At 36.0% G+C, this 26,341-nt stretch carries 29 protein-coding genes, 3 pseudogenes and 1 other annotated feature; of the genes and pseudogenes, 15 read left to right on the top strand and 17 right to left on the bottom strand.

The genetic code is table 11. The features are described 5' to 3' along the window. Nucleotides 1-62: 62 nt before the first annotated feature. The 3 genes and pseudogenes from DN389_RS18840 to ccpA all read left to right on the top strand — a co-directional run bounded on the left by DN389_RS18840 (nucleotide 63) and on the right by ccpA (nucleotide 2,664). Nucleotides 63-1,079: a CamS family sex pheromone protein gene (locus DN389_RS18840; RefSeq protein WP_088123537.1), complete on the top strand. Its 1,017-nt coding sequence runs from the start codon at nucleotides 63-65 to the stop codon at nucleotides 1,077-1,079. A 53-nt stretch (nucleotides 1,080-1,132) separates the two neighbouring features. Beyond that, nucleotides 1,133-1,240: pseudogene (locus DN389_RS28860) on the top strand (bifunctional 3-deoxy-7-phosphoheptulonate synthase/chorismate mutase); the annotation flags it as partial. A 425-nt stretch (nucleotides 1,241-1,665) separates the two neighbouring features. Continuing rightward, nucleotides 1,666-2,664, top strand: a complete 999-nt coding sequence (gene ccpA, locus DN389_RS18825; RefSeq protein WP_098190993.1) for a catabolite control protein A — start codon at nucleotides 1,666-1,668, stop codon at nucleotides 2,662-2,664. Nucleotides 2,665-2,698: 34 nt separating this feature from the next. On the opposite strand, the gene DN389_RS18820 is transcribed toward ccpA, so the two are convergent. From DN389_RS18820 to dhp61, 3 genes and pseudogenes are all read right to left on the bottom strand, one after another. Continuing rightward, complete coding sequence (locus DN389_RS18820; protein WP_137012498.1) at nucleotides 2,699-3,061, bottom strand: DUF4288 domain-containing protein; 363 nt, start codon at nucleotides 3,059-3,061, stop codon at nucleotides 2,699-2,701. Nucleotide 3,062: 1 nt separating this feature from the next. Next, on the bottom strand, nucleotides 3,063-3,299 hold the full coding sequence (locus DN389_RS18815) for a DUF3949 domain-containing protein (protein WP_088064585.1): 237 nt from the start codon (nucleotides 3,297-3,299) through the stop codon (nucleotides 3,063-3,065). A 79-nt stretch (nucleotides 3,300-3,378) separates the two neighbouring features. Next, a pseudogene (dhp61, locus tag DN389_RS18810) lies at nucleotides 3,379-3,677 on the bottom strand (protein Dhp61). Nucleotides 3,678-3,825: 148 nt separating this feature from the next. On the opposite strand from dhp61, the gene DN389_RS18805 reads away from it, so the two are divergent. After that, on the top strand, nucleotides 3,826-4,098 hold the full coding sequence (locus DN389_RS18805) for a DUF3917 domain-containing protein (RefSeq protein ID WP_000636592.1): 273 nt from the start codon (nucleotides 3,826-3,828) through the stop codon (nucleotides 4,096-4,098). Nucleotides 4,099-4,146: 48 nt separating this feature from the next. Here DN389_RS18805 and mscL read toward each other — a convergent pair whose 3' ends face one another. The 4 genes and pseudogenes from mscL to DN389_RS18785 all read right to left on the bottom strand — a co-directional run. Continuing rightward, on the bottom strand, nucleotides 4,147-4,548 hold the full coding sequence (gene mscL, locus DN389_RS18800; protein WP_000267007.1) for a large conductance mechanosensitive channel protein MscL: 402 nt from the start codon (nucleotides 4,546-4,548) through the stop codon (nucleotides 4,147-4,149). A gap of 128 nt (nucleotides 4,549-4,676) precedes the next feature. Next, nucleotides 4,677-5,603 (bottom strand): Gfo/Idh/MocA family protein, encoded by a 927-nt coding sequence (locus tag DN389_RS18795; RefSeq protein ID WP_149237461.1) that lies wholly within the window; start codon nucleotides 5,601-5,603, stop codon nucleotides 4,677-4,679. Nucleotides 5,604-5,757: 154 nt separating this feature from the next. Next, nucleotides 5,758-6,888 carry an RNA-guided endonuclease InsQ/TnpB family protein gene (locus tag DN389_RS18790; protein WP_149237460.1) on the bottom strand — a complete coding sequence of 377 codons (1,131 nt, stop codon included), beginning with the start codon at nucleotides 6,886-6,888 and terminating at the stop codon, nucleotides 5,758-5,760. 755 nt (nucleotides 6,889-7,643) lie between these two features. After that, nucleotides 7,644-7,847: pseudogene (locus DN389_RS18785) on the bottom strand (ankyrin repeat domain-containing protein); the annotation flags it as partial. A 149-nt stretch (nucleotides 7,848-7,996) separates the two neighbouring features. Between DN389_RS18785 and DN389_RS18780 the strand changes: the two are divergent. The 3 genes from DN389_RS18780 to DN389_RS18770 all read left to right on the top strand — a co-directional run bounded on the left by DN389_RS18780 (nucleotide 7,997) and on the right by DN389_RS18770 (nucleotide 10,504). Further along, nucleotides 7,997-9,451 carry a sensor histidine kinase gene (locus DN389_RS18780; protein ID WP_098803041.1) on the top strand — a complete coding sequence of 485 codons (1,455 nt, stop codon included), beginning with the start codon at nucleotides 7,997-7,999 and terminating at the stop codon, nucleotides 9,449-9,451. Nucleotide 9,452: 1 nt separating this feature from the next. Beyond that, the gene (locus DN389_RS18775) at nucleotides 9,453-10,142 is read left to right on the top strand and encodes a response regulator transcription factor (RefSeq protein ID WP_088123531.1); all 690 of its coding nucleotides are present in this window, start codon (nucleotides 9,453-9,455) and stop codon (nucleotides 10,140-10,142) included. Nucleotides 10,143-10,255: 113 nt separating this feature from the next. Continuing rightward, on the top strand, nucleotides 10,256-10,504 hold the full coding sequence (locus DN389_RS18770; RefSeq protein ID WP_149237458.1) for a hypothetical protein: 249 nt from the start codon (nucleotides 10,256-10,258) through the stop codon (nucleotides 10,502-10,504). A gap of 65 nt (nucleotides 10,505-10,569) precedes the next feature. On the opposite strand, the gene DN389_RS18765 is transcribed toward DN389_RS18770, so the two are convergent. The 4 genes from DN389_RS18765 to acuA all read right to left on the bottom strand — a co-directional run bounded on the left by DN389_RS18765 (nucleotide 10,570) and on the right by acuA (nucleotide 14,102). Beyond that, nucleotides 10,570-11,430 carry an alpha/beta fold hydrolase gene (locus DN389_RS18765; RefSeq protein ID WP_149237457.1) on the bottom strand — a complete coding sequence of 287 codons (861 nt, stop codon included), beginning with the start codon at nucleotides 11,428-11,430 and terminating at the stop codon, nucleotides 10,570-10,572. 214 nt (nucleotides 11,431-11,644) lie between these two features. Next, a complete protein-coding gene (gene acuC, locus DN389_RS18760) occupies nucleotides 11,645-12,811 on the bottom strand; it encodes an acetoin utilization protein AcuC (RefSeq protein ID WP_000092828.1) in 1,167 nt (388 codons plus the stop codon). Beyond that, nucleotides 12,808-13,452, bottom strand: coding sequence for an acetoin utilization AcuB family protein (locus DN389_RS18755; protein ID WP_000634566.1), 645 nt, complete (start codon nucleotides 13,450-13,452; stop codon nucleotides 12,808-12,810). Before DN389_RS18755 ends, acuC begins: the two co-directional genes overlap by 4 nt. Before the next feature lie 17 nt (nucleotides 13,453-13,469). Further along, nucleotides 13,470-14,102 (bottom strand): acetoin utilization protein acetyltransferase AcuA, encoded by a 633-nt coding sequence (gene acuA / locus DN389_RS18750; RefSeq protein WP_063222474.1) that lies wholly within the window; start codon nucleotides 14,100-14,102, stop codon nucleotides 13,470-13,472. Between the two features lie 176 nt (nucleotides 14,103-14,278). On the opposite strand from acuA, the gene acsA reads away from it, so the two are divergent. From acsA to tyrS, 6 genes are all read left to right on the top strand, one after another. Next, a complete protein-coding gene (acsA, locus tag DN389_RS18745; RefSeq protein WP_046956190.1) occupies nucleotides 14,279-15,997 on the top strand; it encodes an acetate--CoA ligase in 1,719 nt (572 codons plus the stop codon). A gap of 84 nt (nucleotides 15,998-16,081) precedes the next feature. Further along, nucleotides 16,082-16,639, top strand: a complete 558-nt coding sequence (locus DN389_RS18740) for a maltose acetyltransferase domain-containing protein (protein ID WP_000845594.1) — start codon at nucleotides 16,082-16,084, stop codon at nucleotides 16,637-16,639. Nucleotides 16,640-16,705: 66 nt separating this feature from the next. Continuing rightward, complete coding sequence (locus DN389_RS18735) at nucleotides 16,706-17,161, top strand: hypothetical protein (protein WP_060486584.1); 456 nt, start codon at nucleotides 16,706-16,708, stop codon at nucleotides 17,159-17,161. Continuing rightward, nucleotides 17,142-17,687 (top strand): RNA polymerase sigma factor, encoded by a 546-nt coding sequence (locus DN389_RS18730; protein WP_000057187.1) that lies wholly within the window; start codon nucleotides 17,142-17,144, stop codon nucleotides 17,685-17,687. Before DN389_RS18735 ends, DN389_RS18730 begins: the two co-directional genes overlap by 20 nt. Beyond that, nucleotides 17,668-17,913 carry a hypothetical protein gene (locus tag DN389_RS18725; protein ID WP_060486583.1) on the top strand — a complete coding sequence of 82 codons (246 nt, stop codon included), beginning with the start codon at nucleotides 17,668-17,670 and terminating at the stop codon, nucleotides 17,911-17,913. Before DN389_RS18730 ends, DN389_RS18725 begins: the two co-directional genes overlap by 20 nt. 77 nt (nucleotides 17,914-17,990) lie before the next feature. Beyond that, nucleotides 17,991-18,220, top strand: a binding site (T-box leader). A 70-nt stretch (nucleotides 18,221-18,290) separates the two neighbouring features. After that, nucleotides 18,291-19,547, top strand: a complete 1,257-nt coding sequence (gene tyrS, locus DN389_RS18720; protein ID WP_098190988.1) for a tyrosine--tRNA ligase — start codon at nucleotides 18,291-18,293, stop codon at nucleotides 19,545-19,547. Nucleotides 19,548-19,628: 81 nt separating this feature from the next. Here the strand turns inward: tyrS and DN389_RS18715 are convergent, their stop codons facing one another. Further along, nucleotides 19,629-19,931, bottom strand: coding sequence for a YjdJ family protein (locus DN389_RS18715; RefSeq protein WP_149237456.1), 303 nt, complete (start codon nucleotides 19,929-19,931; stop codon nucleotides 19,629-19,631). 150 nt (nucleotides 19,932-20,081) lie between these two features. Here DN389_RS18715 and DN389_RS18710 point away from each other — a divergent pair, with 150 nt between their 5' ends. Continuing rightward, the gene (locus DN389_RS18710; protein ID WP_000050944.1) at nucleotides 20,082-20,210 is read left to right on the top strand and encodes a hypothetical protein; all 129 of its coding nucleotides are present in this window, start codon (nucleotides 20,082-20,084) and stop codon (nucleotides 20,208-20,210) included. 66 nt (nucleotides 20,211-20,276) lie between these two features. Here DN389_RS18710 and DN389_RS18705 read toward each other — a convergent pair whose 3' ends face one another. From DN389_RS18705 to rpsD, 5 genes are all read right to left on the bottom strand, one after another. Then, complete coding sequence (locus DN389_RS18705; RefSeq protein WP_060486581.1) at nucleotides 20,277-20,741, bottom strand: hypothetical protein; 465 nt, start codon at nucleotides 20,739-20,741, stop codon at nucleotides 20,277-20,279. 122 nt (nucleotides 20,742-20,863) lie between these two features. Further along, on the bottom strand, nucleotides 20,864-21,394 hold the full coding sequence (locus tag DN389_RS18700) for an SMI1/KNR4 family protein (protein ID WP_075313162.1): 531 nt from the start codon (nucleotides 21,392-21,394) through the stop codon (nucleotides 20,864-20,866). A 127-nt stretch (nucleotides 21,395-21,521) separates the two neighbouring features. Continuing rightward, complete coding sequence (locus DN389_RS18695; RefSeq protein WP_088123525.1) at nucleotides 21,522-21,986, bottom strand: hypothetical protein; 465 nt, start codon at nucleotides 21,984-21,986, stop codon at nucleotides 21,522-21,524. A gap of 3 nt (nucleotides 21,987-21,989) precedes the next feature. Next, the gene (locus DN389_RS18690; RefSeq protein WP_149237455.1) at nucleotides 21,990-23,606 is read right to left on the bottom strand and encodes a T7SS effector LXG polymorphic toxin; all 1,617 of its coding nucleotides are present in this window, start codon (nucleotides 23,604-23,606) and stop codon (nucleotides 21,990-21,992) included. A 493-nt stretch (nucleotides 23,607-24,099) separates the two neighbouring features. Beyond that, nucleotides 24,100-24,702 (bottom strand): 30S ribosomal protein S4, encoded by a 603-nt coding sequence (gene rpsD, locus DN389_RS18685; RefSeq protein WP_000135322.1) that lies wholly within the window; start codon nucleotides 24,700-24,702, stop codon nucleotides 24,100-24,102. Between the two features lie 400 nt (nucleotides 24,703-25,102). Between rpsD and megL the strand changes: the two genes are divergently transcribed. Continuing rightward, the gene (megL, locus tag DN389_RS18680) at nucleotides 25,103-26,281 is read left to right on the top strand and encodes a methionine gamma-lyase (protein WP_098681323.1); all 1,179 of its coding nucleotides are present in this window, start codon (nucleotides 25,103-25,105) and stop codon (nucleotides 26,279-26,281) included. Nucleotides 26,282-26,341 lie beyond the last annotated feature (60 nt).

Here is a 26,341-nt window from a genome sequence, read left to right as displayed (position 1 = left end):
TAATGGTACACTGTTAATAGTTCAAATTAAATAACTAGATTGTTGAAAGTAGGTTTTAAGTAATGAAGAAAATGGCATTATCCTTCGCGGTCGTAAGTTTATTACTGGGAGCTTGTAGTAATAATACGATTAGTAAGAAGGATGAAGTTATACAGAAGGATACGAAAGAAAAAAGCATGATCCCGAGAACTGCTGTTTCGAAAGATTATTATAGAACTGTAATTCCTTTAAAAGAACAAAAGGTTATAAATACAGCTAATATAAAAACAAATTCTAAATTAGATTTAGCAGAGTATGAAAATGGTTTAATGAATATTGCAGCGCAGCAATTTGATACAGAAAATCATGTACTACAATTAAATCAGTATATTCCAGAGAAGTTAGTTGATGAACTAGTCGCAAAAGTAGAAGCGCCAGTTTTGACGAATATTATAGAACAAGACTATTTCGGAAAACAGAATTCAAACGAACTAAGTTTATCTGGTGTTATGATCGGTTTAGCCATGTCTTCAAGTGTATCGAATGAAGAAGCTATGTCTAAGGGTACTGAAGTTGCCAAGCAACTTATTGAAGCGATTAATAAAAATGACAAGTATAATAAGTCTCCAATTACGTTTGCTATCTTTAAGCAAGAAAGTACAAGTTCTTTAAAAAATGGGACGTATATTGCTAGTGCTACCGTTCAAAAGAATGATACGAACCTTGGGAATTGGAGTACGATCGATGAACAAGCGTATTCATATCCTTCTGATGAATTTAAACAAGCACATGGAGAAGATAATACAAAAATAACTGAATTTGCTGATGCGATGAAAGGTTTTTCTACTGGAGACTTTATCCCAGTAAATGCTAAGGTTTCTTATAAGAAAAATCAAATGGATACATTAAATATGAATATTGTTATTAAATATAACGGTAAAACAGAATTAATGGCTCTTACCCAACTGGCTGCTCAAAGTATGTTAGAAAAATTACCTAAAGATGCGAAAGTACAATTGCAGATAAAGTCCGAGAGTAAAATTGAGGCAATTATTATAAAAGAGAAAAACAGCGAAAAACCGTTTGTTTCCTTCTTATAAAAAAAAGACAGTGTTTAAACTGTCTTTTTTTTATTGTAAGTGAAAAGGTACGATGGGAAGGAGCGCCGCGTAATACGCTTCCTATATCCGCTGCGCCGATTTTAAAGAAAGCAACACATTTACCTGTCGTTGCCGATGTAACGCATTCTACAGGGCGCCGCACACCTCCAAATCCAGCGCATCAAATGACTACCATTGTCGTTTTCTGTCGGTAAGTCGATATATTTAAAAAATTGCTGATATAATTGGAGTTGTGGTCGATATGTTTGGAAAATCGCCGATATAAATTTCATTTACTATCTACTATCGTATTGCTTAAAATAAGGTTTCTACGTATTGGATATCTATTTTTTTACAAAAAATGCCCTTTTTTTCATAAAAAATACGAAAATACGAGAAAAGAAGCGAATTTTTTCGAAACTTTTGCGGGAAAATATTGTATGAGCCTGCGTTTTTATCGTATCATTAGTAAAAGGAAGAACTCGGGACGATTGGTGGCATCTGCAAATAGAGTTGATGTCTTTTTTTCATTCAAGTAACCGATACATAAAAATAGATAACAAAAATAGAAGGAGTGTGCGATGAGATGAACGTAACAATTTATGATGTAGCGCGTGAAGCAAACGTTTCAATGGCTACCGTATCTCGTGTAGTGAACGGTAATCCAAATGTAAAGCCTACAACAAGAAAGAAAGTATTAGAAGCAATTGATCGTTTAGGGTACCGCCCAAATGCGGTAGCACGTGGACTAGCAAGTAAGAAGACAACTACAGTAGGTGTTATTATTCCTGATATCTCAAATACGTTTTATGCAGAACTTGCTCGTGGAATTGAAGATATCGCAACAATGTACAAATATAACATCATTTTAAGTAACTCTGACCAAAACAAAGAGAAAGAGTTCCATTTATTAAATACGATGCTTGGAAAACAAGTGGACGGAATTGTTTTCATGGGTGAAGATATTACAGACCTTCACATTGAAGAATTCAAAAAGTCTCCAGTACCAATCGTATTAGCAGCGTCATTTGATGAGCAAAATGAAACGCCATCAGTAAATATTGATTATACGCAAGCAGCTTACGACGCAATGAAGCACTTTATTGAGCAAGGGCATACGCGTATCGGTTTCGTCTCTGGTCCTTTCATTAATAAAGCGGGAAGCGCGAAGAAGTTACAAGGTTATAAAAAAGCTTTAGAAGAAGCAGGTATTTCATATGATGAAAATCTTATAATCGATGGAGATTACACATATGATTCAGGTATCGAAGCATTCGAAAAGCTTTGGAGCAGTGATGAAAAGCCAACAGCAATCTTCGTATCTTCTGACGAAATGGCACTAGGTGTAATCCATGCAGCACAAGACGCTGGATTAAACGTACCAACTGATGTAGAAGTACTTGGTTTCGATAATACACGCCTTGCATTAATGGTTCGTCCGCAACTTTCAACAGTTGTACAACCAATGTATGATATCGGTGCAGTAGCAATGCGTCTATTAACAAAGTATATGAACAAAGAAAAAGTGGAAGATCACACTGTTATCTTACCTCACCGCATCCAATTTAGAGATTCAACGAAATAAGTATAAAAAAGCTCACAGCAATTGCTGTGAGCTTTTATTCGTATTCAGGGTAGTATGTTTTAACTATTGTATCTACCGTTTCATTTTTTTTAACGTGTAAAAATCTTGCGTACAACTCTGTTCCTGTTTCAAATGAAGTATCATTTAATTCAAATACATGTAGCACTTTTCGAAACTTCCATGTGACTTGTTCACCGTACACATTATCGTACGATTCTTCAGAGTGTATAGCTATTTTTTTGCCTAATTCGTGAGCTTCCTCTAGGTCGTTTGCTTTAACGAGGATAATACTTTCTTCAAAAAGCTTATCGTGATTTTCTTCATAATGCTCATCCACTTTCGTAGGATGAGGCTCACCAGAATGAACAGATTCAAATAATAATTTTACAGCGTACATATTATGCTGCATGTTTCACCTTATAAATAATACTTGCGACAAGCGAAGCAGGTATTGTAAATACGTTGCTTTGATAATGATAGTGTATTTGGGATTCTTCATAAGACATGTTGTCATATAGTTCGTTTTGTGACACGTTCATTTTTTTCTGTTTTTTCTTTAATATCTTAATATAGTTATACTGTATTGGGACGAGAATGATGAAATAGGCTAATACGATTAGTGAAATCCAAATCATTATGAACACTCCCTTGTAAAGAATATTTATATATGGTAATTATATCGATTTATATAAAAAATATCCATTTTTTTGGTGGTCAATTTTCTTTCCAAAATGCAAAAAGTTCTTCAGGACTTCGTAAATTATGTTCCAGGCATGTTTGTGTGCAGTGCGTTTAAAACTTTGTATTAATTGTTCTAACCTAGAAGGATTATATTGTTTTACATTGCCAGCAATAATAATTCCATCTTTGTCTAAGTTAAGTGATAATTTTAGTAAAGTTATATTTGTTTCTAATTGTACAACTTTGATGTAAAAAAACTTTTTGTCTAAGTCGATTGTAATATAATCGAATCGCTCTACTTGTTTAAAGTATCCTACAATATCATCTTCCAATTGAAATCCTCCTGAGTATATGGCCTATTGGTGACTTCGCTACAAAATGGTATTGTTCCTTGTTATATGTCACATAAGTGCAAATTTAACTATTATAGGGCAATGTCATGTATAATAGAAAGAAAAGGCTTGTGAGGGGGGAGAAGAGATGATCGTTCTTTGGATAATTACGCTTTGTATGACTGCTATTTTTGCATATATGACGTTAAAACAAAATGGCTTAAAGCGATTTGTTCCAGGAAGTATTCTTGCAGGAATTGCCCTTATCACGTATGTAATTTCTATTTTTATTGAAAGTGTATCAGTGGACATGAGCACAAGTTTAATGTTCATGGGTATTACACTATTTGCAGGTAGTATTATGGTACTTATGGTTGCAGGTATTATTTTATTTATTCATATGAATTCGGAAACGTTATAGCATATAGAAAAGGCATGTCCCGAGGGGCATGCCTTTTTATCCGTTCAATTATGCTCTATCTTTAGAAGAATTTTGTTGTTTTAATAAGTCGCGAATTTCGCTAAGAAGAACTTCTTCTTTTGTTGGTTCTGGAATTTCTTCTGTCTTTTCTTCTTCTTCTCTTTTAGATGTTAGTTTGTTGAACACTTTAACGAACATAAAGATAGAAGCTGCAATAATTAAGAAATCAAAAATAGTTTGGATGAAGTTACCATACATAACAGCAGATTTACCATATCCAAAATGTAAATCTGTAAAGTTAACGCCACCTAATACCATACCAAGTAATGGTGTGATAATATCTTTTACTAAAGAACTAACGATTTTACCAAATGCAGCACCGATTACAACCCCGACAGCTAAATCGATTACATTCCCTTTGAATGCGAATTTTTTAAACTCGTTCCACATGTGTTAATCCCATCCTTTCCACGATTCAATATGAAATTTATAATTCCTATCAACATATTCTATAGAAATTTGCGAGAGAAATAAAGAGGAAATGGGAATGAAAGTAAATTCTGAAAAATGTATCCGTTTTAATTTTTGTTTACATTCTCCAGTAGAGATTGCAGCAGTTGCTGCGTTTTTAATCCTTCTAATCCATCTACAACAGGCTTTGTATCTCCTTGTACACATTCGATAAAATGATGAACAGCGTCTTCAAAACCGCGCTGTTTTAACGTTGTATCCCATGATGGAGAACCGCTTTGTGAAACAGAGTTTTCCTGCTCAACTTCAAATGTGTTCATATTTTTTACACGAATGATTTTCCCTGTCGTTACAAGTTCAATTTGTTCTAAATTTGTACCGGCATGGCGATGCATTGCGGTAGAAAGTAACAGTCCACTTGGCGTTGTATATGTGTGATGTCCGTAAAGAAGTTCATTCTTTTCATTTATTTGCATCATATTATGAACGACGTTAAGATCATCATTAGCTAACCAGCGAGCAGTATCTACAATATGTAAGTAATCATCTAACATAGTGAAGTCGTACGTATATGGCCCCACTTTATTTGTGCGGTGTTTTTCAACTCGAACCCATGAAATATTATGAGCTTGCTCTTTTGCAGCAACATACATAGGAACGAATCGGCGATTAAATCCGACCATTAACTTTCTGTTATGCTTTTCGCTCAACTCGACTAGTTGCTCAGCTTGTTCCACTGTAGCTGCTAGCGGCTTATCAACATAAACGTCAATTCCTTTTTTCAGAAGTTCAGAAACGATTTCATAATGTGTAGCAGTTGAACTATGGACGAAGATTGCATCGCATTCCGAAGCTAACGTTTCAATAGAATGAAAGTCTTGAATACGGTATTGCTGGCAAACTTGTTTCCTTTTCTCTGCGTTAGGTGTAAACGCCCCTACAAAATTCCAATCTGTTTCTTTTGTAAGTGTTGGAAGATAGGCTTTTTGCGCAATACTTCCAAGTCCAATCATCCCAATTTTAGGTTTGTTCATGTTTATTCCCACCGATACGATAAACTTAACTAAATCTATACAATTCAATCAAATTTACACAAGTTAGTGCTTCATCGTGTTCTCGCAGCCCCAAAGGGACGAGGGGTATAACACTCCACACGAGGCAGTATCGTTACCTCCTATTATCAAGCATTTATTTTACCCATCTTGATAAATTTATCGACGCATTTACATCCCTATCGTGATGGCTATTGCACCCAACACAACACCACTCACGTATTTTTAAACTCCACTGTCCTTCCGGTTGAAATGAATGGTCGTATTTTACTCCGCAACATGAACAAATCTTGCTTGAGGCGAACCATTTATCAGCTTTTACATACGCAATGCCGTACTTCTCGCACTTGTATGACAAACATTCAAAGAAGAAGTTTAATTTTTGAAAGGAAAGTGCCTTCGATAGTTTTTTGTTTTTTAACAGGTTTGAGATAGGTAAGTCTTCCACAACAATTCTCCTTGGTTTGGTTTTCACCAATTTAGCTGTTGCTTGATGGATATGGTTATTTCGGATATTCGTAATTTTCCTAGATAACCGCAGGTGCTCAGTTTTAGCTTTTTCATATCCGGCAGATTGAATTTTTACACCTTTTTTAAATCTCCTAGACATATCTCTTTGCGCTGACTTTTTCCTTCTCAAAAGTTTTTTAACCTTGGCATCTTTGTTTATATTTCGTTCTTTCGTACCATTAGAAGCTACAAACAGCTCTTTTAAACCAACATCCACACCAATCGACTCATTGGTTAGTTCTTGGGATTCAAAGTTTTCTTGGAACCCTACACTCATCCACCAGTGACGACCATCAAAGGTAACTCTTGGATTGGATGGTTTTTTGTTTCGTGGTAGTTGTTGGCTTGTTTTCACTTCTCCAATAGACTGAATATAAACTACTTTCTTTCCTATAATCAGTCTTTCATAATTGGCATAAAATCCTTGGATTAAATCTTTTTTGGATTTATAAGAAGTGTGATAACCATTTTTGTACTTTTTGAACGAATGTTTCCTCGCCGTATCAAAATCTTTTGAAGCCTGTTTAGGAACTTGTGCATTAATGTCTTTTAACCACTCATATCTCTTTCGCTTCTTGATCTTTGTAAATCGTTTCTGTAAAGCTAACTGTGAAACAGATTTTCCAAATAGCTTATAATATCTATCACTCATTCTTTTACAATAGTTATAAGCAAATCTTGCAGCACCAGCATGGTTTCTAAGCACTTGTTCTTGTTCAGGCGTTGGAATCAGTCTGACTTTCTTCGCCAATATCATCAGAATGTAACTCCTTGACTGTGCGAATATTCGAGCACTTATCTTTTAGATAACGAAAGATTGATTCTTCTGAATGGCAGCGTGTTCCACCAGCATTCTCCTGAGATTACTCGGATACAAACCTGTTAATTCCGATACTTGACTAACTCGTGAAAATTTCATTATTATTCTCACCTCATTGAATCTAACATAGCACATACGTTCGACAAGTTCAATGAAGTTTGATAGATTCAATAAAATTTATCTTGTTCAACTAAGGGCGCAATTCCTTAGCCAGTTCTCTTATGAACTTCTCATGTTTTCACATGAGCGCAGACTATATGTTTATCTCTTTAGAGATAGAGGATTTTTCCACCACCATAGGCTTGTGGTGTACTCTCGTCAGTTATACGAGATAGTCGTTGAACGTTCATCTTATCACTTTTGACTTAGATGATTCGAGGCGGAAGACCCATTGTTCTAGTGTTTAGGATTTAACCTTGCACCATCTGATTGATTTTTTCTGCTTTCGCAACATTCACGCTCACCATTTCTAGCCACGTTGTAGTTCAATCAGCTTTAGTGATTGCCCGCAGTTAACCCTCACTACTAGCCAATCACTTGACTAGCAGGGCTTACTGATATATTTAATTAACTTTGGTTATAATTTGTTAAATAAATCGTAACAGTTAGTTACCCTATTAATATTGATGTAACGGCTTAAATGTAGCATAGGATGGGAGAGGAAGGCAAAAATTAGCTTTTTACTTACGTCCTTCTAACAAAATCTTCTCTATCTCTTCAAAGTTATGAGCGCGAGCATGCTCTAACGGGGTAACACCATCGTTGCCTGGAATATTTACATCACCACCGTGTAGCGCTGTCTCCATGCTTGTCATCTCCTTTTTAACTTCTTGTTCTTGTGAGCAACCTTGTAAAAAAATTACGCAACATATCATGCTTAATGTTTTTTTGAACATGGAATTTCAACCTCCTCGTTTCAAATGTAAAAGAAGAACATTAAATTTTTATAAACTGACGCTAAAATTACTATAAAATCGCTTGAGTATTTGAACATATATTTTTATGCTTATGAATAACATGGTTTGTTAAAGTGAGGATGTAACATATGTCTATTAAAACAAGATTTTTATTCTCTTATATGGCTGTTATTCTCGTTTCCATCACGCTCATATTAGTCGCGGGATTTTTAATTGTTTTTTCTATAACAGGAGACTTGGAATCAGTGAAAAATTTCTATAAAAGTTCCTATATTCAAAAGCCGCTTACGCCAGAAGAAGAGAATACGTATATTGAATTGAAATTAGTGGCAAAGAAAAATCAATCACAACTATTAGATGAATCGTTCGTTTCATCACTTGAAAAAGAAGGGGTGAAAATAGTTGTAAGAAAGGGAGAAACCATTTCTTATGCTACAAAAATATTTGAAGGTGTATCTTTAAAAGAAGCCATTCCGAAATTTGAATCAGCAAATATTAATAGTCGTGGTACAACAGAACTAGGCGATACATTTTATCGATATGTAAAATTTGATTTTTATTTTCCCGGAGATGAAGAAGGGAGTATATTTGTACTAAAAAGGCAAAGTTCATTTGTAGATCTTACACAAAAATTATTTCCAATTTTATTCGTAGCACTTTTACTGTTAGCGATATTACTCATTGGATTAGTAAGTTATTTCGTCTCAAGAAGTGTGATAAAACCAATTTTTGTGTTGAAAGATGCGACTGGGAGAATTAAAGAAGGGAATTTAGATTTTCAAATTCCAGTTACATCCCATGATGAAATCGGGCAATTAAATCAAGGGTTTGAGGAAATGAGAAAGAAATTAAAAGAGTCGATAGAGATGCAAACGCAGTATGAAGAAAATCGAAAAGAGCTCATTTCCAATATATCTCATGATTTAAAAACACCGATCACATCTATTATCGGATATGTAGAAGGCATAAAAGATGGAGTCGCAAATACGCCAGAGAAAATGGATAAGTATTTAACGACTATTCATACGAAAGCAAGACATATGGATACACTCATTGATGAATTATTTTTATTCTCAAAGCTCGATTTGAATCGAGTTCCCTTTCAGTTTGAAACGGTTGAATTAAATATGTTTATGCAAGAATTAATAGAAGAGATGCAGATGGATTTAAGTAAAGAAGGTATAGAAGTTAACTTACAATTACACCCATCACCACTATATGTAACGGCTGATTGCGAAAAGATAAATAGAGTGATATCAAATTTAATTCATAATAGTGTGAAATACATGGATAAAGAAGAGAAGAAAATTACTGTAACAGTATTGAGTGATAACAATAAAGTTATTGTGAAAGTGATGGACAATGGGGCAGGTATAGAAGCTGATACGCTGCCGTATATATTTGAGCGGTTTTATCGTGCAGAGCAATCGCGAAATTCTAGCACAGGTGGAAGTGGACTTGGCTTAGCGATAGCGAAACAAATTGTTGAAGAACATGGCGGAGAAATTTGGGCGGAAAGTAAGCTTGGGGAAGGTACAAGTATTTTCTTCTCATTGAAAAAAGTACAGGAATGTGGTGAGTAGAATGAAGAGAATTTTACTAGTAGAAGATGAAATAAGTATTGCAGAATTACAGCGAGATTATTTAGAAATTAGTGATTTTCAAGTCGATGTAGAACATTCAGGAGAAGTAGGTCTACAAATGGCTCTTCAGGAAGACTATGATTTAATTATTTTAGATATTATGCTTCCGAAAATGAATGGTTTTGAAATTTGTAAACAAATACGTGCTATAAAAGACATTCCGATTTTACTTGTTTCAGCAAAGAAGGAAGATATAGATAAAATTCGGGGACTCGGTTTAGGAGCGGATGATTATATAACGAAACCGTTTAGCCCGAGTGAATTAGTAGCAAGAGTAAAGGCGCATATTTCTCGTTATGAAAGATTATCAGGAAATGTGAGTAAGCAACGTGATACGTTATACATTCACGGAATTTCTATTGATCAGCGAGCGAGAAAAGTTTTTATAAACAATGAAGAAATTTCGTTTACAACGAAGGAATTTGATTTATTAACATTCTTTGTAACGCATCCAAACCAAGTATTAAATAAAGAACAGTTATTTGAACGTATTTGGGGACTAGACTCAGCTGGCGATTTAGCCACTGTCGTTGTTCACATTAGAAAGCTACGTGAAAAAATTGAAAGAGATCCTGCTCACCCGCAATATATTGAAACCGTGTGGGGAGCTGGTTATCGCTTTAACGTGTAATGCACCTGCCGAGTAATTGGCAGGTTTTTTATGTTATTTGAACGAAAAGGGAATAATAGGTAATTCATGTTAAAATATAAAGAGAGATAAAACATAGGAGAGCATGAGAGGGCGTGCTACATAACAAGGCTTTAAAGATTGGAACGAATATCATACTTATCTTATTAATTATCGGTGCAATACAAATGTTTTATGATGGAGATTCTACGAATGATCATTTCGGTTGGTTATTTATGATGGTCTTTTTCGGAATTAAAATAATTTCTAGTTTTATGATAAGTTTAAAAGAAGGAGATAAAAAGGCAGTATTATTTGATGTAGGTTTAATGATTTTTTTGTTCTTCTTGTTGTTTCTAGTGTGAAATATTTCTTTTGAAAAAGCTCATAGTCTTATAGAGACTGTGAGCTTTCCTTAATAATAGCGGTACTAGTGTAACGATTTATAAAATGTTTGAGTAGTAGAAGTAAACTGAGCAGATTCTTCTAAAAAAGGATAATGGTTACTCTCCTCAAATGTCACAAAGATAGAATTACGTATACCCTCATGCATCTCGATAGAATATTGGATCGGGCACTGTACATCGTGTCTTCCGCAAATAATTAGCGTTTTTATGTTGATAGAAGGTAAGTAATTTCTTAAATCAAATGAAGGATATTCGTGAGAGAAAGCGTTCATCCGGCTAGCAGACATTGTTTTTTTGATTGGTTTACAAAAATAAGAGTTGTAGTTTTCAGGTTTATACAATGATAATTTTGTCCTCTTAGTAGATAGTTCTTTCCGTTCTTCACTTGTAAGGTGAGGGCTTTTTAAGTTTTCGACGAGCTGTTGCATATAATGAAACTGAGGATGTGCTGGGTGATAAATGCAAAATGGTGTTTCGGTATAATTACTTGCTGCAGCTCCGGCCACGACTAATGATTGTAAGGAATTTGGATATGTAATTGCATATAAAAGGCCAAGCATACCACCTGTTGAATGACCGGCGAAATGCCATGTTGGGAGTTGTAAAGCTTCTCGTATTGCTTCTAAGTCGTGAACTGTTTCAATCATACTTAATTCTTTTTCTGAATTGGCTTTTGCTGAGTTACCAGCGTTTCGTAAATTAATGAGGAATACACGATGCGTAGAAGTGAAAACATCTGCAAAGTAATCACCATTTTCATTAAATTGTGAATAGTGATGTGTAATGCAAAGCGGTTCGCCATTTCCTTTTGTAAAGATTTCAAATGTGCCACGTTTCGTGTTGATTATTTGTTGTGTCCACATAATATCACTACCTTTTCTTATACGAGTTGGGCCACTTAATTATGAAATAAAATATATCAGCGATTTTCGAAATATATCGGCGGTTATTAAAATATATCAGCGAATCTCAAGATATATCGGCGATTCTTGAAATATATCAGCGATTATCAAAATATATCGACTTACCGACAGAAACCGACAATAATAGCAAGCTATAAATAAAAGGAGGCTATTCAAAAACGAGCCTCCTTTTCGTTTAGTACAAAGATTTTGTCATATTATTCCGAATGATTTCAAGAGATTTCGTTACAGTTAATGCATTCTTTTCTTCAATTTCTGGTTTACGGGGGATCGGTTTATACATGTTGTCTGGATCTTCCCATGTGAGGGGAAGTTCTGTTTCAGCTTGTCCTTTCCAAGCGTCAATCCATTCTGGAGGGAGATAACCTGAGATGTTTTGGATGTTGTTCATTTCGAGCCAAATGAGTGCCCAAGCTCTTGGGACGACGCGCCAATGGTCATAGCCACCGCCGCCGACAGCGATCCAGCGACCTTCGCAATATTCATTAGCGATTTCGCGAGCGAGCTTCGGTATTTCACGGTAAATATTCATCGTTGCGCAAAGGTGTGTAAGTGGGTCGTAATAATGTGCGTCAGCGCCGTTTTGCGTTAAAATAATATCCGGTTTAAAGTATGCGGCAACTTCTTTTACGACAGTGCGATATGAATTTAAAAACGATTCGTCTTCTGTAAAGGCATCGAGTGGAACGTTAAAAGAATAACTATAGCCATTACCTTGTCCGCGCTCATTTACAGCGCCAGTTCCAGGGAATAAATAACGCCCAGTTTCATGTAGTGAAATGGTGCATACGTTAGGATCGTCGTAAAAAGACCACTGTACACCATCACCGTGATGAGCATCTGTATCAATATATAAAACACGTAAACCGTATTTTTTCTGTATATATTTCATTGCGATGGAACTATCGTTATAAATACAAAAGCCAGATGCCTTACCACGGAAGCCGTGATGTAAGCCGCCGCCTAAATTAAGCGCGTGTTTTACTTTTCCGGAAAGAACAGCATCGACAGCAGTTAACGTACCGCCAACGAGTAATGCGCTTGCTTCGTGCATATTTGGAAACATCGGTGTATCTTCTGTTCCGAGTCCATATGTCATCGCAATTGATTTTTCTAACTTACCTTCTCCAGCACGTTTTACCGCATTTATGTACTCCTCTGTATGAACGTAGGCGATCTCTTCATCTGTAGCCATCCGTGGTGAGATGATTTGGGAGGGAGAGATAAAACCGCCCTTTTGTAATAAATCATACGTAAGTGTGACGCGTAGTTGGTTAAAAGGATGATCAGGGCTAAACGAATAGCCCCGAAAGTCATCCGAATAAATAAACGCGCTACTCATGCTTGCATCCCCATAATGTTCGGCCATAATACGCGGTAGCCTTCTGCTTCAAGTGCATCAATCACTTTTAGCGGATTCATCGTTTGAATGCGGAAAACGAGTACTTTATCATTCTCATCTTTTGCTGGATAGACGAGAACGCTCACGATATTGATTTGCAAATCACTAAAAATAGCAACGACTTTTCCAAGAATACCAGGTTCGTTTTTTACTTGAATTTCAATTTGTGAACTTGGTTGATGTGCTCCTGTTAATTTCACTAACGTGTGCAGTACAGTAGATTCAGAAATGATTCCAACTAGCTTGCCAGCCTTTGTAACAGGGAGACAGCCAATTTTATTTTCAAAAAATAAAGTAGCAATTTCTTCAACGAAATCGAGAGGATGGCAAGTCATTACAGGATGTTTCATAATAAGTTCAAGTGGTTGCTTCAGCATATCGAGTGAAACTTGTTCATCTAAAATAGACGGACTTGCATCTCTTACATCCCGATCAGAAATAATGCCTACGACATGATTATTTTGATCGACAATTGGAATGTGCCGAATGCCTTTCGTGCGTATCGTTCGGATTGCTGTTTCGATTGTATCGTTTGGATGTAGTGTCACCACATCTTGATTCATAATTTCTTCTACAATCATTCCAGTTGCCCCCTTTATTAATACATAAAACGATTGTGAAAACGTAGACGATCAAATGCTTGAATAGAATCCGTATCAACGCGTTTACCGATGCGGACCATTAAACAGTTAGCAGGATGTGAACAAATTTCAGGATCATCTGTAGCCATCCATTGTAAGCCACCAGCATTCATCATCTTTTCCATTACTTTTCGGTACTCCCAAACATTTAAGCCTGTTTGTTTTAAATCCCAGTGCCAATAATATTCAGTCGTCAATATAATGTAATCTTCCATATAATCGTCCATCATTGAAACTTCTAATAAGTTCTTTCCGACAGCGCAACCGCGGAAGGCGGGGACAACTTCAATTGCCCCGAGTTCAATTAAGTTTTCAATCTTTCCTTCTGACCATCGTTCGAGCGGATCAGGATATAGGTATGTAACATATCCAACAATCGTTTGGTCATGTCTTGCAATAATGAGACGAGCTTCTGGTAATTTAGAAATTTCGACAATTGCTTTATATTGCTGCTCGGCAGGACGAAACGCAACTAAATCGGGATGAAATTCATACATTTCTAAGTTATGTGTAGAGACAGGACCTTCAATAATTAAAGTGCCTTTCGCTGTTTTTAAGTTTCTAGCATTATATATTTTTTTATGAATCAATGTATTACTCACCACCTTGAGGGTTTGTGAATCTATTAATATCGTACTTTATAATATATGCGATGTGAATCGAAATTTGTCATTAAAAATTTGTCTAAAAATCAACAAATATACTGAAAATTTTAAATAATATCATTATAATAGATAATAGAATACATAGGAGGGGGATGTAAAGTATGAAAGTAGAAACGCTTCCTGTCATTAAAGGAGAAAATAATTTGCCGAATTATGATGAGGCATACGCGAATTTTAACTGGGAAGAGGTTAATAAAAACTTTACTTGGAATGAAACAGGCCGAGTAAATATGGCGTATGAGGCAATTGATAAGCATGCGAAATCCGATCGTAAAAATAAAGTAGCCCTTTATTATCAAGATGGATCGCGAAAAGAGAAATATACATTTAAGGAAATGAAGGATTTTTCTAATAAAGCAGGAAACGTCCTGAAAAATTATGGCGATGTAGAAAAAGGCGATCGCGTTTTTATTTTTATGCCGCGTTCTCCAGAATTATATTTTGCACTTTTAGGTGCAGTGAAATTAGGAGCAATCGTTGGTCCGCTATTTGAAGCATTTATGGAAGGCGCAGTTCGCGATCGTTTAGAAGATAGCGAAGCGAAGGTGTTAATTACAACTCCTGAATTGTTAGAGCGCGTACCATTAAATGATTTACCTGCTTTAAAAACAGTCTTCCTTGTTGGAGATAATGTAGAAGAAGGCGGTAAAACGGTAGCGTTCAATCCTTTATTTGAACAAGCTTCAAAAGAATTACATATCGAATGGTTAGGCCGTGAAGACGGTTTGATTCTACATTACACATCTGGTTCTACTGGTAAACCAAAAGGTGTTCTTCATGCGCAGAACGCAATGGTTCAGCACTATCAAACGGCGAAATGGGTATTAGATTTAAAAGAAGATGATGTATATTGGTGTACAGCTGACCCAGGCTGGGTAACTGGAACGGCTTACGGTATTTTCGCACCGTGGTTAGTTGGAGCATCCAATGTTATTTTAGGTGGACGCTTTAGCCCAGAAGCGTGGTATGAAGCACTGCAAGATTACGGTGTAACAGTTTGGTATAGTGCACCAACAGCATTCCGTATGTTAATGGGAGCTGGACAAGACGCAATTAAAAAATATGATTTATCACAAGTTCGTCACGTATTAAGCGTTGGTGAACCGTTAAATCCAGAAGTAATTCGCTGGGGTATGAACGCATTTGGACTTCGTATTCATGATACGTGGTGGATGACAGAAACAGGTGGGCAGGTTATTTGTAACTACCCTTGTATGGAAATCCGTCCAGGTTCAATGGGTAAACCAATTCCAGGTGTGAAAGCAGCGATTGTTGATAATGAAGGAAATGAAGTTCCTCCATACACAATGGGTAACTTAGCAATTGGTAAAGGTTGGCCAGCGATGATGCGTGGAATCTGGAATAACCAGCAAAAGTATGAATCTTACTTTATGCCGGGAGATTGGTACGTATCAGGTGACTCTGCTTATATGGATGAAGATGGATACTTCTGGTTCCAAGGGCGTATTGATGATGTAATTATGACGTCAGGTGAGCGAGTTGGTCCGTTTGAAGTAGAAAGCAAATTAATCGAGCATGCTGCTGTTGCAGAGGCTGGTGTAATTGGTATTCCTGACCCAGTGCGCGGAGAAATCATTAAAGCATTTATCGCGCTTCGAGCAGGATACGAACCATCTGATGAATTAAAAGAAGAGATTCGTCAATTTGTAAAGAAAGGCCTAGCAGCACATGCAGCGCCAAGACAAATTGAATTTAGAGATAAATTACCGAAAACGAGAAGTGGTAAAATTATGCGCCGCGTATTAAAAGCGTGGGAATTAAACTTACCAACAGGTGACTTATCAACGATGGAAGATTAAGAGAGGAAGGTCTGAACGAAATAACGTTCAGACCTTTTTTTATGTTATTATAAACTTATATATATAAGTTAAAGGGGTAATAAAATGAAAACAGAAAAAGAAAAGATGATACTAGGAGAAATGTACATACCAGCTGATCCAGTTTTAGTTCAAGAGAGGGAGCAAGCTCGTATATTAACGAGAAAATTAAATGAAACGCCAGAAGTACAATTAAAAGAGCGTAGCGAAATCGTAAAAGAACTATTCGGAACGACTGGAGATAACATTCATCTTGAATCTTCTTTTAGATGTGATTATGGCTATAACATTCACGTTGGCGAAAATTTTTACGCGAACTTTGACTGTACCATTTTAGACGTATGCCCGGTGACAATCGGAGTGAACTGTATGTTAGCTCCAGGAGTTCACATTTATACAGCAACACACCCGCTTGATCCAGTAGAGCGCATAAGCGGATCAGAATACGGAAAACCAGTTACAATTGGTGATAACGTATGGATTGGCGGAAGAGCGATTATTAATCCTGGTGTAACAATTGGAGATAATGCGGTGATTGCATCTGGCGCTGTTGTAACGAAAGATGTGCCGGACAATGTAGTAGTTGGCGGAAATCCTGCGAAGATTATTAAAAAAATAAAATAATATTTGAACGAAGTGCCTTCCTCGTCTGTATACATTTATGAAAGAATAGATGAGGGAGGCTTTTTTATGTCTAATAAATTACTTCTTGCTTTTGCTTTAATTGGAATTATAGTCGTATTTTCTTGTGGTCTTTTCTTACCGATACCAATTGGATATAGAGTATCAATGCTTACAGCTGGAGTTATAATGAGTGTTATGTTTTCAATCATTATTCCATTTGATAGAAAACATATAGTAAGGAAAAATGGATATAAAATTGATTTTACAAAAACAAAAGTGTATTTTCGCTGGAATGTATTTGACACTATTTCTGTCTGCCTTGCGTTGTATGCATGCATATGTGTGCAAGCGTTAAATACTTTAGTTGCAATGGGATTTACGATTCAAAACCCATATGTTCAATTTTTTACAAATCAATCACAATTGTGGGTTTTCATTGCAATTGCATATTTAATTTCCCGTATTTCATTAACGTTAAAAGGAATAAAGGAGATCAAAAATCATGGCGCAGATTGGGATTGAGGAGGAACTCATGCTTGCGTATCAAAGTGGAGATAAACAGGCGGGAGAAAAACTATATGTTTTAATCAAACCAGCGCTATACACATTTTTGTATCGATTTAACCGAGATGAACAATTAAGTATCGACCTTGTGCAAGATACGTTTTTGACGTTAGAGCGTAAGAAACATATGTATGAACTTGAAAAAGGTAAAATAAAAACGTATTTATTTCAAATTGGTTATCGTCTTATGATTAATAAATTAAATAGAAGAAAAAAGTGGCGTACGCTTTTGCCGTTTTTAGTGCCGATCCAGGAAAAAGAATTTTCTCACGAAGATCGGCTCACAGTAAGAGAAGCAATTTTGAAAGTTCCGGAAGAGCAGCGGGCTGTCCTTATTCTTTCTTATTATCATGATATGCAGCAAAAAGAGATTGCGGAGATATTAAACATTCCGATTGGAACAGTGAAATCGAGACTCCATAACGGGATAAAGAAATTGAAACAATTGCTGGAGGTGGATGAAATTGAGCGAAAATCCCTTTAAGAGTGAATATAAATTAAGACAGCATTTAGATAGTGACCATGTAGAAGTACCGGACTTTCCAAAAACGGTAAGTCGCTTCGATCGATTAATCGGATTTCTTGGTTCTCCAGCGAAAGATCCTGTGGAGGCGACGATTGGGAATGATTTATCTGTTGTGTTTCATGTATCGTTATTAGTTGGAGTTCCAATTCTTTCTCTTATTACGATACTCTTTGCGACGTTGTAAAGGATTGGCAAGAAGAGAAACCGGGCCTCTATTTGACACGCCTATATAAATGATGGTATAAAGAAAAGTATATGAATAATTGAGCGTGGAAAGGGAGAAGTAGTGATCATTTCCCTGTTTTAGAGAGCTGATGGCCGGTGAAAATCAGCACATAGATGATCGCGAATTACGCCCCTAGAGCATCTTTTTTCGATTGAATTGTATTCAAAAGGGAAAAGACGGTGCTAAGCCGTTATGTAAATAAGGTGGTAGGCTTTTTTTTGCCTGCAACTAGGGTGGTAACGCGATAATCAAAATCGTCCCTTATTTAAAGGGGCGATTTTTTTATGTTTTCAACCTTCACGCCAGTAATGAACTTAAAGGAGAGTATGTAGGATATGGGTATTTTACAAGATCTTGAATTTCGCGGTCTAATTAATCAGCAAACAGATGCTGAGGGACTTGAGCAATTATTAGAAAAAGAAAGCGTTAAATTATACTGTGGTTTCGATCCGACAGCGGATAGCTTACACATCGGTCATATGTTACCAGTATTAATGTTACGTCGTTTCCAATTAGCTGGTCACCAACCAATCGCACTTGTTGGCGGTGGTACTGGTATGATCGGTGACCCAAGTGGTAAAAAAGCAGAGCGTACATTAAATACGAAAGATACAGTTGCTTACTATACAGAAAGCATTAAAAACCAACTTTCAAACTTCTTAGAGTTCGAAAACGTGGACAACCCAGCAACGATGGCTAATAACTATGATTGGCTTGGTAACTTAGATGTAATTTCATTCTTACGCGATATCGGTAAAAACTTTGGTTTAAACTATATGTTAGCAAAAGATACAGTAGCATCTCGTTTAGATACTGGTATTTCATTCACTGAGTTTAGTTACATGATTTTACAATCATACGACTTCTTAAACTTATACCAAAACCATAATTGCCGCTTGCAAATCGGTGGTAGTGACCAATGGGGTAACATTACAGCTGGTCTTGAATTAATCCGTAAATCAGAAGAAGATGCGAAAGCCTTCGGTTTAACAATTCCACTAGTTACGAAATCTGACGGTACGAAGTTTGGTAAAACAGAAGGCGGCGCAATTTGGTTAGACCCAGAAAAAACAACTCCTTACGAGTTCTACCAATTCTGGATTAACACAGATGACCGCGACGTTGTTAAATACTTAAAATACTTCACATTCTTATCTCATAAAGAAATTCTTGAGCTCGAGAAGCAAGTAGCTGAAGCACCAGAAAAACGTGCAGCACAAAAAGCATTAGGTGCTGAAATGACAAAACTTGTTCACGGCGAAGAAGCATTAGAGCAAGCGATTAAAATTTCAGCTGCATTATTCAGCGGTTCTGTAGCAGAACTGACTGCAAGCGAAATCGAACAAGGATTTAAAGACGTACCATCTGTAGAACGTACTGCAGAAGATACAGTATTAATCGACTTACTTGTAGAAAGCAAAATCTCTCCATCAAAACGTCAAGCACGTGAAGATGTAACGAACGGCGCAATCTACGTAAACGGTGAACGTACCCAAGCATTAGACTACGTTGTAACAGAAAACGACCGCATCGAAGGTAAATTCACAATCATTCGCCGCGGTAAAAAGAAATATTTCTTAATTCGTTACTAATCAGAAACGAATATAAAACAAATAGTACCCCGAATTGTAGGCTGAAAAGTTTTCTATGATTCGGGGTTTTTATGTATGGATTTAAATTGCCGGATCTTTTCTTTTAAATAGAATATAAAGAATTAATATGAGCATATAAAGTAAACTAATGAGCATAACGATAAATGCCACGGGATAAAATTTTGCTGCATATATAAAGAAATCGATTTGATAAATATCTTGGTAATTTGAAACGGTGCCTTTAAAGTAATTCGTAAACTTAGCGCTATATTTCCATTCATCAGGATCGTCTATCAAATTACGTCCCTGATACCAATTAATAAGCGCGGAAGTAATAAACAACATACATGCACTACCCAATTGAACCATTTGATTTATTGTCAAAATGAATTACCCTCCTATTTTATGGTTATTATAGCGTGCATTCATATTCCTGTAACCTTTTTGTTGTAATCTCCTTTTCGAGTTCATACGGAAATCACATGTAAGCGGTATGATAAATGTATAACAACTAGAAAGGAGTGGTAAAACGAAATGTCACTAGAAGCGCTCATTATTTTTTCTTTGCTAAATGCGGGTCAGCTTGCAGAGAATTCGAAGGTGGATGTACATAAAGAGCAGAAAGATGCTTATGTATATGTTCAAAAAGAGGAAAATAAATAATTTTAATATATATAAATAAAAGCTACTCGAAGTAACTGTTTTAGTTGTCTTCGGTAGCTTTTTACATTATGAATAAATAGGAATTAATTCTCGTTTAAAATCTTCGTACATTTCAAAGGCAATTTTCATGATTTCTTTGAGTTCATCGTAACTGTGGAAGCATACTGCCGGCAATCTTTCAGAACCATTGGATAATACTTTTACAAACATATCCCATGAATTCCTAACTCTAACTTCACCATTATACCTTGCAGACCAAATGAACTCAACAAGCCCATATTTTAAGCTGATATTGAATCTGAAAGTATAGAAATCCTTGTTCTTTACTTCACCAACAATAAAAAAGTTTTCTTTTTTCATAAAACGGGCTTTATAGCCAAGAGACTCAAATACTGCAATTACTTTTTCGTTTTCATAGTTTTCAAATGTATTTTCCCTATCAGAAAACTTTTCTGATAGGGCTTTATATCTCTTAATAAAATCAATTTTTGCAAGACTGGCTTGTATTTCAGGTTTTAATGAATAAGACAAAAGTTATTCCTCCTAAAATATTAAGTCTATCCTTATTTTTGGGTCATTACTTCATATATCTTTAAGGTGAAATCATGAATAAATAGGAATTAATTCTTGTGGCTCCACTTTTACTATTCATGTTAAAAGTCTAAATCTTTTTCATTACCATCATAATCTACTAGTAATGATCCTTCGTCTAAGGTATCCATTAACCATTCCACCAAACCATTCCATGATCTAGAAACGCTGTGAATCTCCCTATCCCATTGTATTACCGTTGCATCGTATCCATTGCTTGATTCTAAGTCTATACATATCGAGTCACCATAGTTTAAATCTGCGATGATTAAATACGTGTCTGGCATCTTTGTCGGTCTTCGTTCTTTTTTAAACGAATCATTTAGATAAGAGCCACCACGCTGTTTTGGACCCTGAGCAGCTGTATGAATTTCTGACAGGATTGTTCCAGGTATAAATAATTCTCCACCATTACACACTTGGAGAAAATCTTTATATATATCAGGAATTTGAATGTTAAGTTCATTTTGAAGGCTTGTTATATCTTCTAAGCTGATTCCATTATTTAGGTTATGAATACCATCTACATATTTATTAACTTCCTCAAAAAATGGTTGTAAATGATTGTTTTTTGAATAATATTTTCTTAGCATAAGACCATCTCCCTCTATTCATGTTTCCAAGGCGCAACGTCTCAAGTTTAGATACATAAAGAAATCCGGCTCTTGTGAGTCGGATTTCTTTATGTATAGGATAAGATTGCCTTTCTTATATATAAAATTATGAATAGATAGGAATTAATTCTTGTTTAAAATCTTCGTACATTTCAAAGGCGATTTTCATGATTTCTTTGAGTTCATCGTAACTGTGGAAATATAGCACGGGTACTTTTTCCGTGTCATTTGATAACAATCTTATAAATATGTCCCAAGGGTCTCCAGCTCTAACTTCACCATTATGCCATGCTTCCCAAATCAATTCAGCAACACCATATTTTAAGCTGATGTTGAATCTAAAGGTGTAGACATCTTTGTTTTTTACTTCTCCTACAATAAAAAAGTCTTCTTTTTTATTGTAACGAGCTTTATAGCCAAGAGACTTGAATACTTCAATAGCTTTTTCATTTTCATAGTTTTCAAATGTATTTGTTCTATCGGAAAATTTTTCTGATAAGGATTTATATCTTTCTACAAATTCAATTTTCTCAAGTACCTCTTTTATTTCAAGTTCTAAATCATATGCCATCAATTATTCCTCCCTAAACCTAATATCAATATCATATTTTTCTTTTGCTAATTTTATATATTCCTCTATTCGTTCAAAATTTTTATTAGATGCTGGAATCTCTAAAATTTGTTTTCCTTCTAGTGATTTTCCATCTATTCTTCTATATTTATTTGAACGAATCTTGGTTCCAATAGCATACTTATCTTTCATTTCTTTCAAATGTTTTTCAAAAGTTTTAATATCAATATCCGCTAGATCTGTAGCTTTTCTGGAAACTATTTCCCCTTTAATTGGGTCATATGAATCTAATCTTTTACCATTACTTAAATGTACCTCATTATTCGGATACCATCTATTTTTTTCTGCAGTTTGATTAAAACGATTTCCTCTTGCCATAGGTGAATCTTTTGTCCAATAATCACTTGCTTCTTTCCAGTTCAATCTATCTTTAGGTACTTTACCGTCTTTTGCTTTTCTAACGCAATATTCCGCATATTTTAATTCTAAATCAGATTCGACAAACTTACCATCTTTTAAAAGATTTTTAGAGGAACCTCCAGAAGAAGACTGAAACCTTTGCAAAGTATCAATACTATTTTGAACGGTATTATACCATACAAATGTACCATGTGTAGCAACACCTGCTCCAACGGTTGTAAGAGCTAAATCAGCTGGGATAACAATTGGTGATGCTGCCCCGAAAGTTACTCCTTCTAACAATACGGTTCCAACATTTGATCCTGTTACAATAGCTATACCGCCCAAAATTTCAAAAATAGATCCTACCCCTGATACAAAATTCCCCACAAGATTTCCGGCTTGAAAGGTTGTTTTGTTTTCTAATTCATTGCCCATTGGTAATTCCACGCCTGTAAAGTTTTCAGCAGCTGAATTACAAATTCCTTGGAAGAATTCCCAAGCGCCAATAGCTGTTTTTTGGTACCACGGTCTATTAGCTTCTTGTTCCTGCAAAGCCATTTTTTCTTCAATTTCTTTTTTTATTTCGGCTTCTTGAACTCTTTCCTCTGCAATTTTTTGAATAGAGGCTATCCATTCCATATTCAACCTTTGTGTACTAAATGTACCACTTACCGGACTAAAACCTTTCCCGCTTTGGACTTCCGCTAAACCCATAGCAATACTAGCTGCTAGTTGAAGGGCCGTGCTGTAGTTATTACTGGATGTATAATCGAATTCATGTAGACGCTCTAGTTTTTCATCATGCTTTTTTCTCATCGCAATTAAAACAGCCACAATTGAGTCTACTCCAGGCATTGGTGTAAGTACCTCTATTGCTTCTATACTTGCAATGGTTTGATTGATTTCTTGGATTTGTTCTCTTATTTCTTGTTCGATAACATCTGTAGAAGCTACCTGTGATTGAAAGTCTCTTGGAAAAGCATCATTTTGACGGATTAATTCTTCGCATAAGTAAATGATTCCTTGTGCTAACGGACGAAAGGTTTGTAAGAAATATGCTTTTGCACTACTATATGTTTGTCCTTGTAGAACAGTATCCAATGCAAAAGCGTCAATAGAATGAATAATTTGTTCCATTCCTTGAATAGTAGCGTTACAGAAAGCGTTCATACTTTCTGTTTGAGCTTGTACTTCACCGAGATACATATTTAAAGACATGAACTTTCCCTCCCCTTACAAGAAAATAATACCAATTTAAGGAAGTTGTTGTAAATGTAATATTCTGATTATTAAGCGAAAAAGTTGCTTGTTCATTAAGTTTTTAATCTCATTCGGATGCTCTGGTGATGAAGAGGTTTTTAAGGTTGAATGTAAATAGAAAAAGGAAGGTATAGATTACGTACAAATAGATACGTTGTAAAAATAATGTTAACGGAAGGAGAGTATAGCAAAGGGAAATGAGTTATGGGGTAGAATGTAGTGTTTTTAAGTGTTAGAAGAAGGGGAGGTTTTTATTAATGTGGATAAAAGATGGATGGAATTCTAGAGGGAGGGGGAAGGTTTATTAACTATAGACTTACAGTTCTTTTTTATTTTGTTACATTGTTCCGGTTCTATACATATACCGGCTATATTCAATAAAAAAAGCCCAGGCCCCTTGATAAATAAGGTTCCTAAGGCTTTTAATACTACTCTTTTCAGAGTACCGAGATTAACGAGAGTAGAACTCTACGATTAATGCTTCGTTGATTTCAGCTGCTAACTCAGAACGCTCAGCGTGACGAGTGTAAGTAGCTTCTAATTTATCAGCATCGAAAGTTAAGTATTCTGGTACGAAGTTGTTAACTTCGATCGCTTCTTTAACAACAACAAGGCTGTTAGATTTTTCGCGAACGCTGATTGTTTGACCAGGTTTTACACGGTAAGATGGGATATCTACGCGAGATCCATCAACTGTGATGTGACCGTGGTTTACTAATTGGCGAGCTGCACGACGAGTGCGAGCTAAGCCCATACGGTAAACTAAGTTGTCAAGACGAGCTTCAAGAAGGATCATGAAGTTTTCGCCGTGCTTACCAGGCATTTTACCTGCTTGGTCAAATGTGCGACGGAATTGACGCTCAGTCATGCCGTACATGTGACGAAGTTTTTGTTTCTCTTGTAATTGTAAACCGTATTCTGAAAGTTTCTTACGTTGGTTAGGACCGTGAGGACCTGGTGCGTAAGGGCGTTTTTCTAATTCTTTTCCTGTGCCGCTTAGAGAGATTCCAAGACGACGAGACAGTTTCCAAGCTGGACCTGTATAACGAGCCATAGTTGACTCCTCCTTTAAAAATGTTTTTATTTACGTAAAATAAAAACAGACGTAATCGATATTTACGGGCATTTTGTTTTCATGTACCTTCGCTCCAGCAGCAGGGAGTTACGAGATACACCTCCGTAGAGGAACAAAATACAAACGATAAACTCACATTACAAGGCTGCCTTTTTATTTTACACAAACGCTATTATATCTTTTACCCAGAGTTTCGTCAAGCCACTCCCTTTTTGTTTTATGCATATAAATTTTGGAAATTAATATAAGAAGGAATTTAAAACAATATAAAAGAAGAGATAGAAACACAAATAAAACGCTTACATAAAATGTAGTAAAAACGTTCATCAGTTTTTACTGGTGAATATGCGGCAATAAAAACATAAAAGGGGATGTTTTTATGAAAAAGAAGCATATGGAGACAGCGTTAATTCATCACGGGTATACATCTGAGGAACATAAAGGAAGTTTAACACCACCGTTATTTCAAACGTCTACATTTACATTTGAGACTGCGCAGCAAGGAGAGGCGAGTTTTGCGGGAGTGGATCCATCTTATATTTACTCAAGACTTGGAAATCCAACTGTAAAATTATTTGAAGAACGTATGGCGGTGTTAGAAGGAGGAGAAGAAGCACTTGCTTTCGGATCAGGAATGGCAGCTATTTCAGCAACGTTAATTGGCTTTCTAAAAGCTGGAGATCATATTATTTGTTCAAATGGATTATACGGGTGCACGTACGGTTTTTTAGAAGTGTTAGAAGAGAAATTTATGATTACGCATTCGTTTTGTGATATGGAGACAGAGGATGATGTCGAAAATAAAATCCGTCCAAATACAAAGGTTATTTTCGTTGAAACACCGATTAATCCAACGATGAAATTAATCGATTTAAAACAAGTTATTCGGGTTGCGAAGCGAAATGGCTTACTTGTGGTTGTTGATAATACATTCTGTTCACCGTATTTACAAAGACCGCTTGAACTTGGTTGTGACGCGGTTGTTCATAGTGCGACAAAATATATTGGCGGTCATGGTGATGTTGTGGCGGGTGTAACGATTTGTAAAACGAAAGCATTAGCTGAAAAAATTCGCCCGATGCGAAAAGATATCGGCGGTATTATGGCGCCGTTTGATGCGTGGTTATTGTTACGTGGATTAAAGACGTTAGCGGTAAGGATGGACCGTCATTGTGATAATGCAGAAAAAATTGTATCGTTCCTGAAAAATCATGATGCGGTAGAAGGTGTTTGGTATCCAGAAGGAGAGTTAGCATCTCGCCAAATGAAACGGGGCGGTGGTGTGATTTCTTTTTCAATTAAAGGCGGAAAAGAAGAGACGCAAGCGTTTATCAATGACCTTCACTTTATTACAATTGCCGTAAGTTTAGGGGATACAGAAACGTTAATTCAGCACCCAGCAACGATGACACACGCTGCGATTCCAGCTGAGCTAAGACAAGAAATGGGTATTTACGATAATTTAATACGTTTATCTGTCGGTTTAGAATCATGGGAAGATATCGTTTCTGATTTAGAACAGGCACTAAAGAAAATATCTACTGTTAGTAATCAATAAAAAAGAGTGAGCTATCGGTTTCGTACGTGATGTACGCAATCGATAACTCACTCTTTTCTT

The organism is Bacillus sp. AY3-1 (genome assembly GCF_008368785.1).
GTDB lineage: Bacteria > Bacillota > Bacilli > Bacillales > Bacillaceae_G > Bacillus_A > Bacillus_A wiedmannii.
The sequence above is the reverse complement of the archived record's forward strand: the minus strand, read 5'-3'. Positions and strand labels throughout refer to the sequence as shown.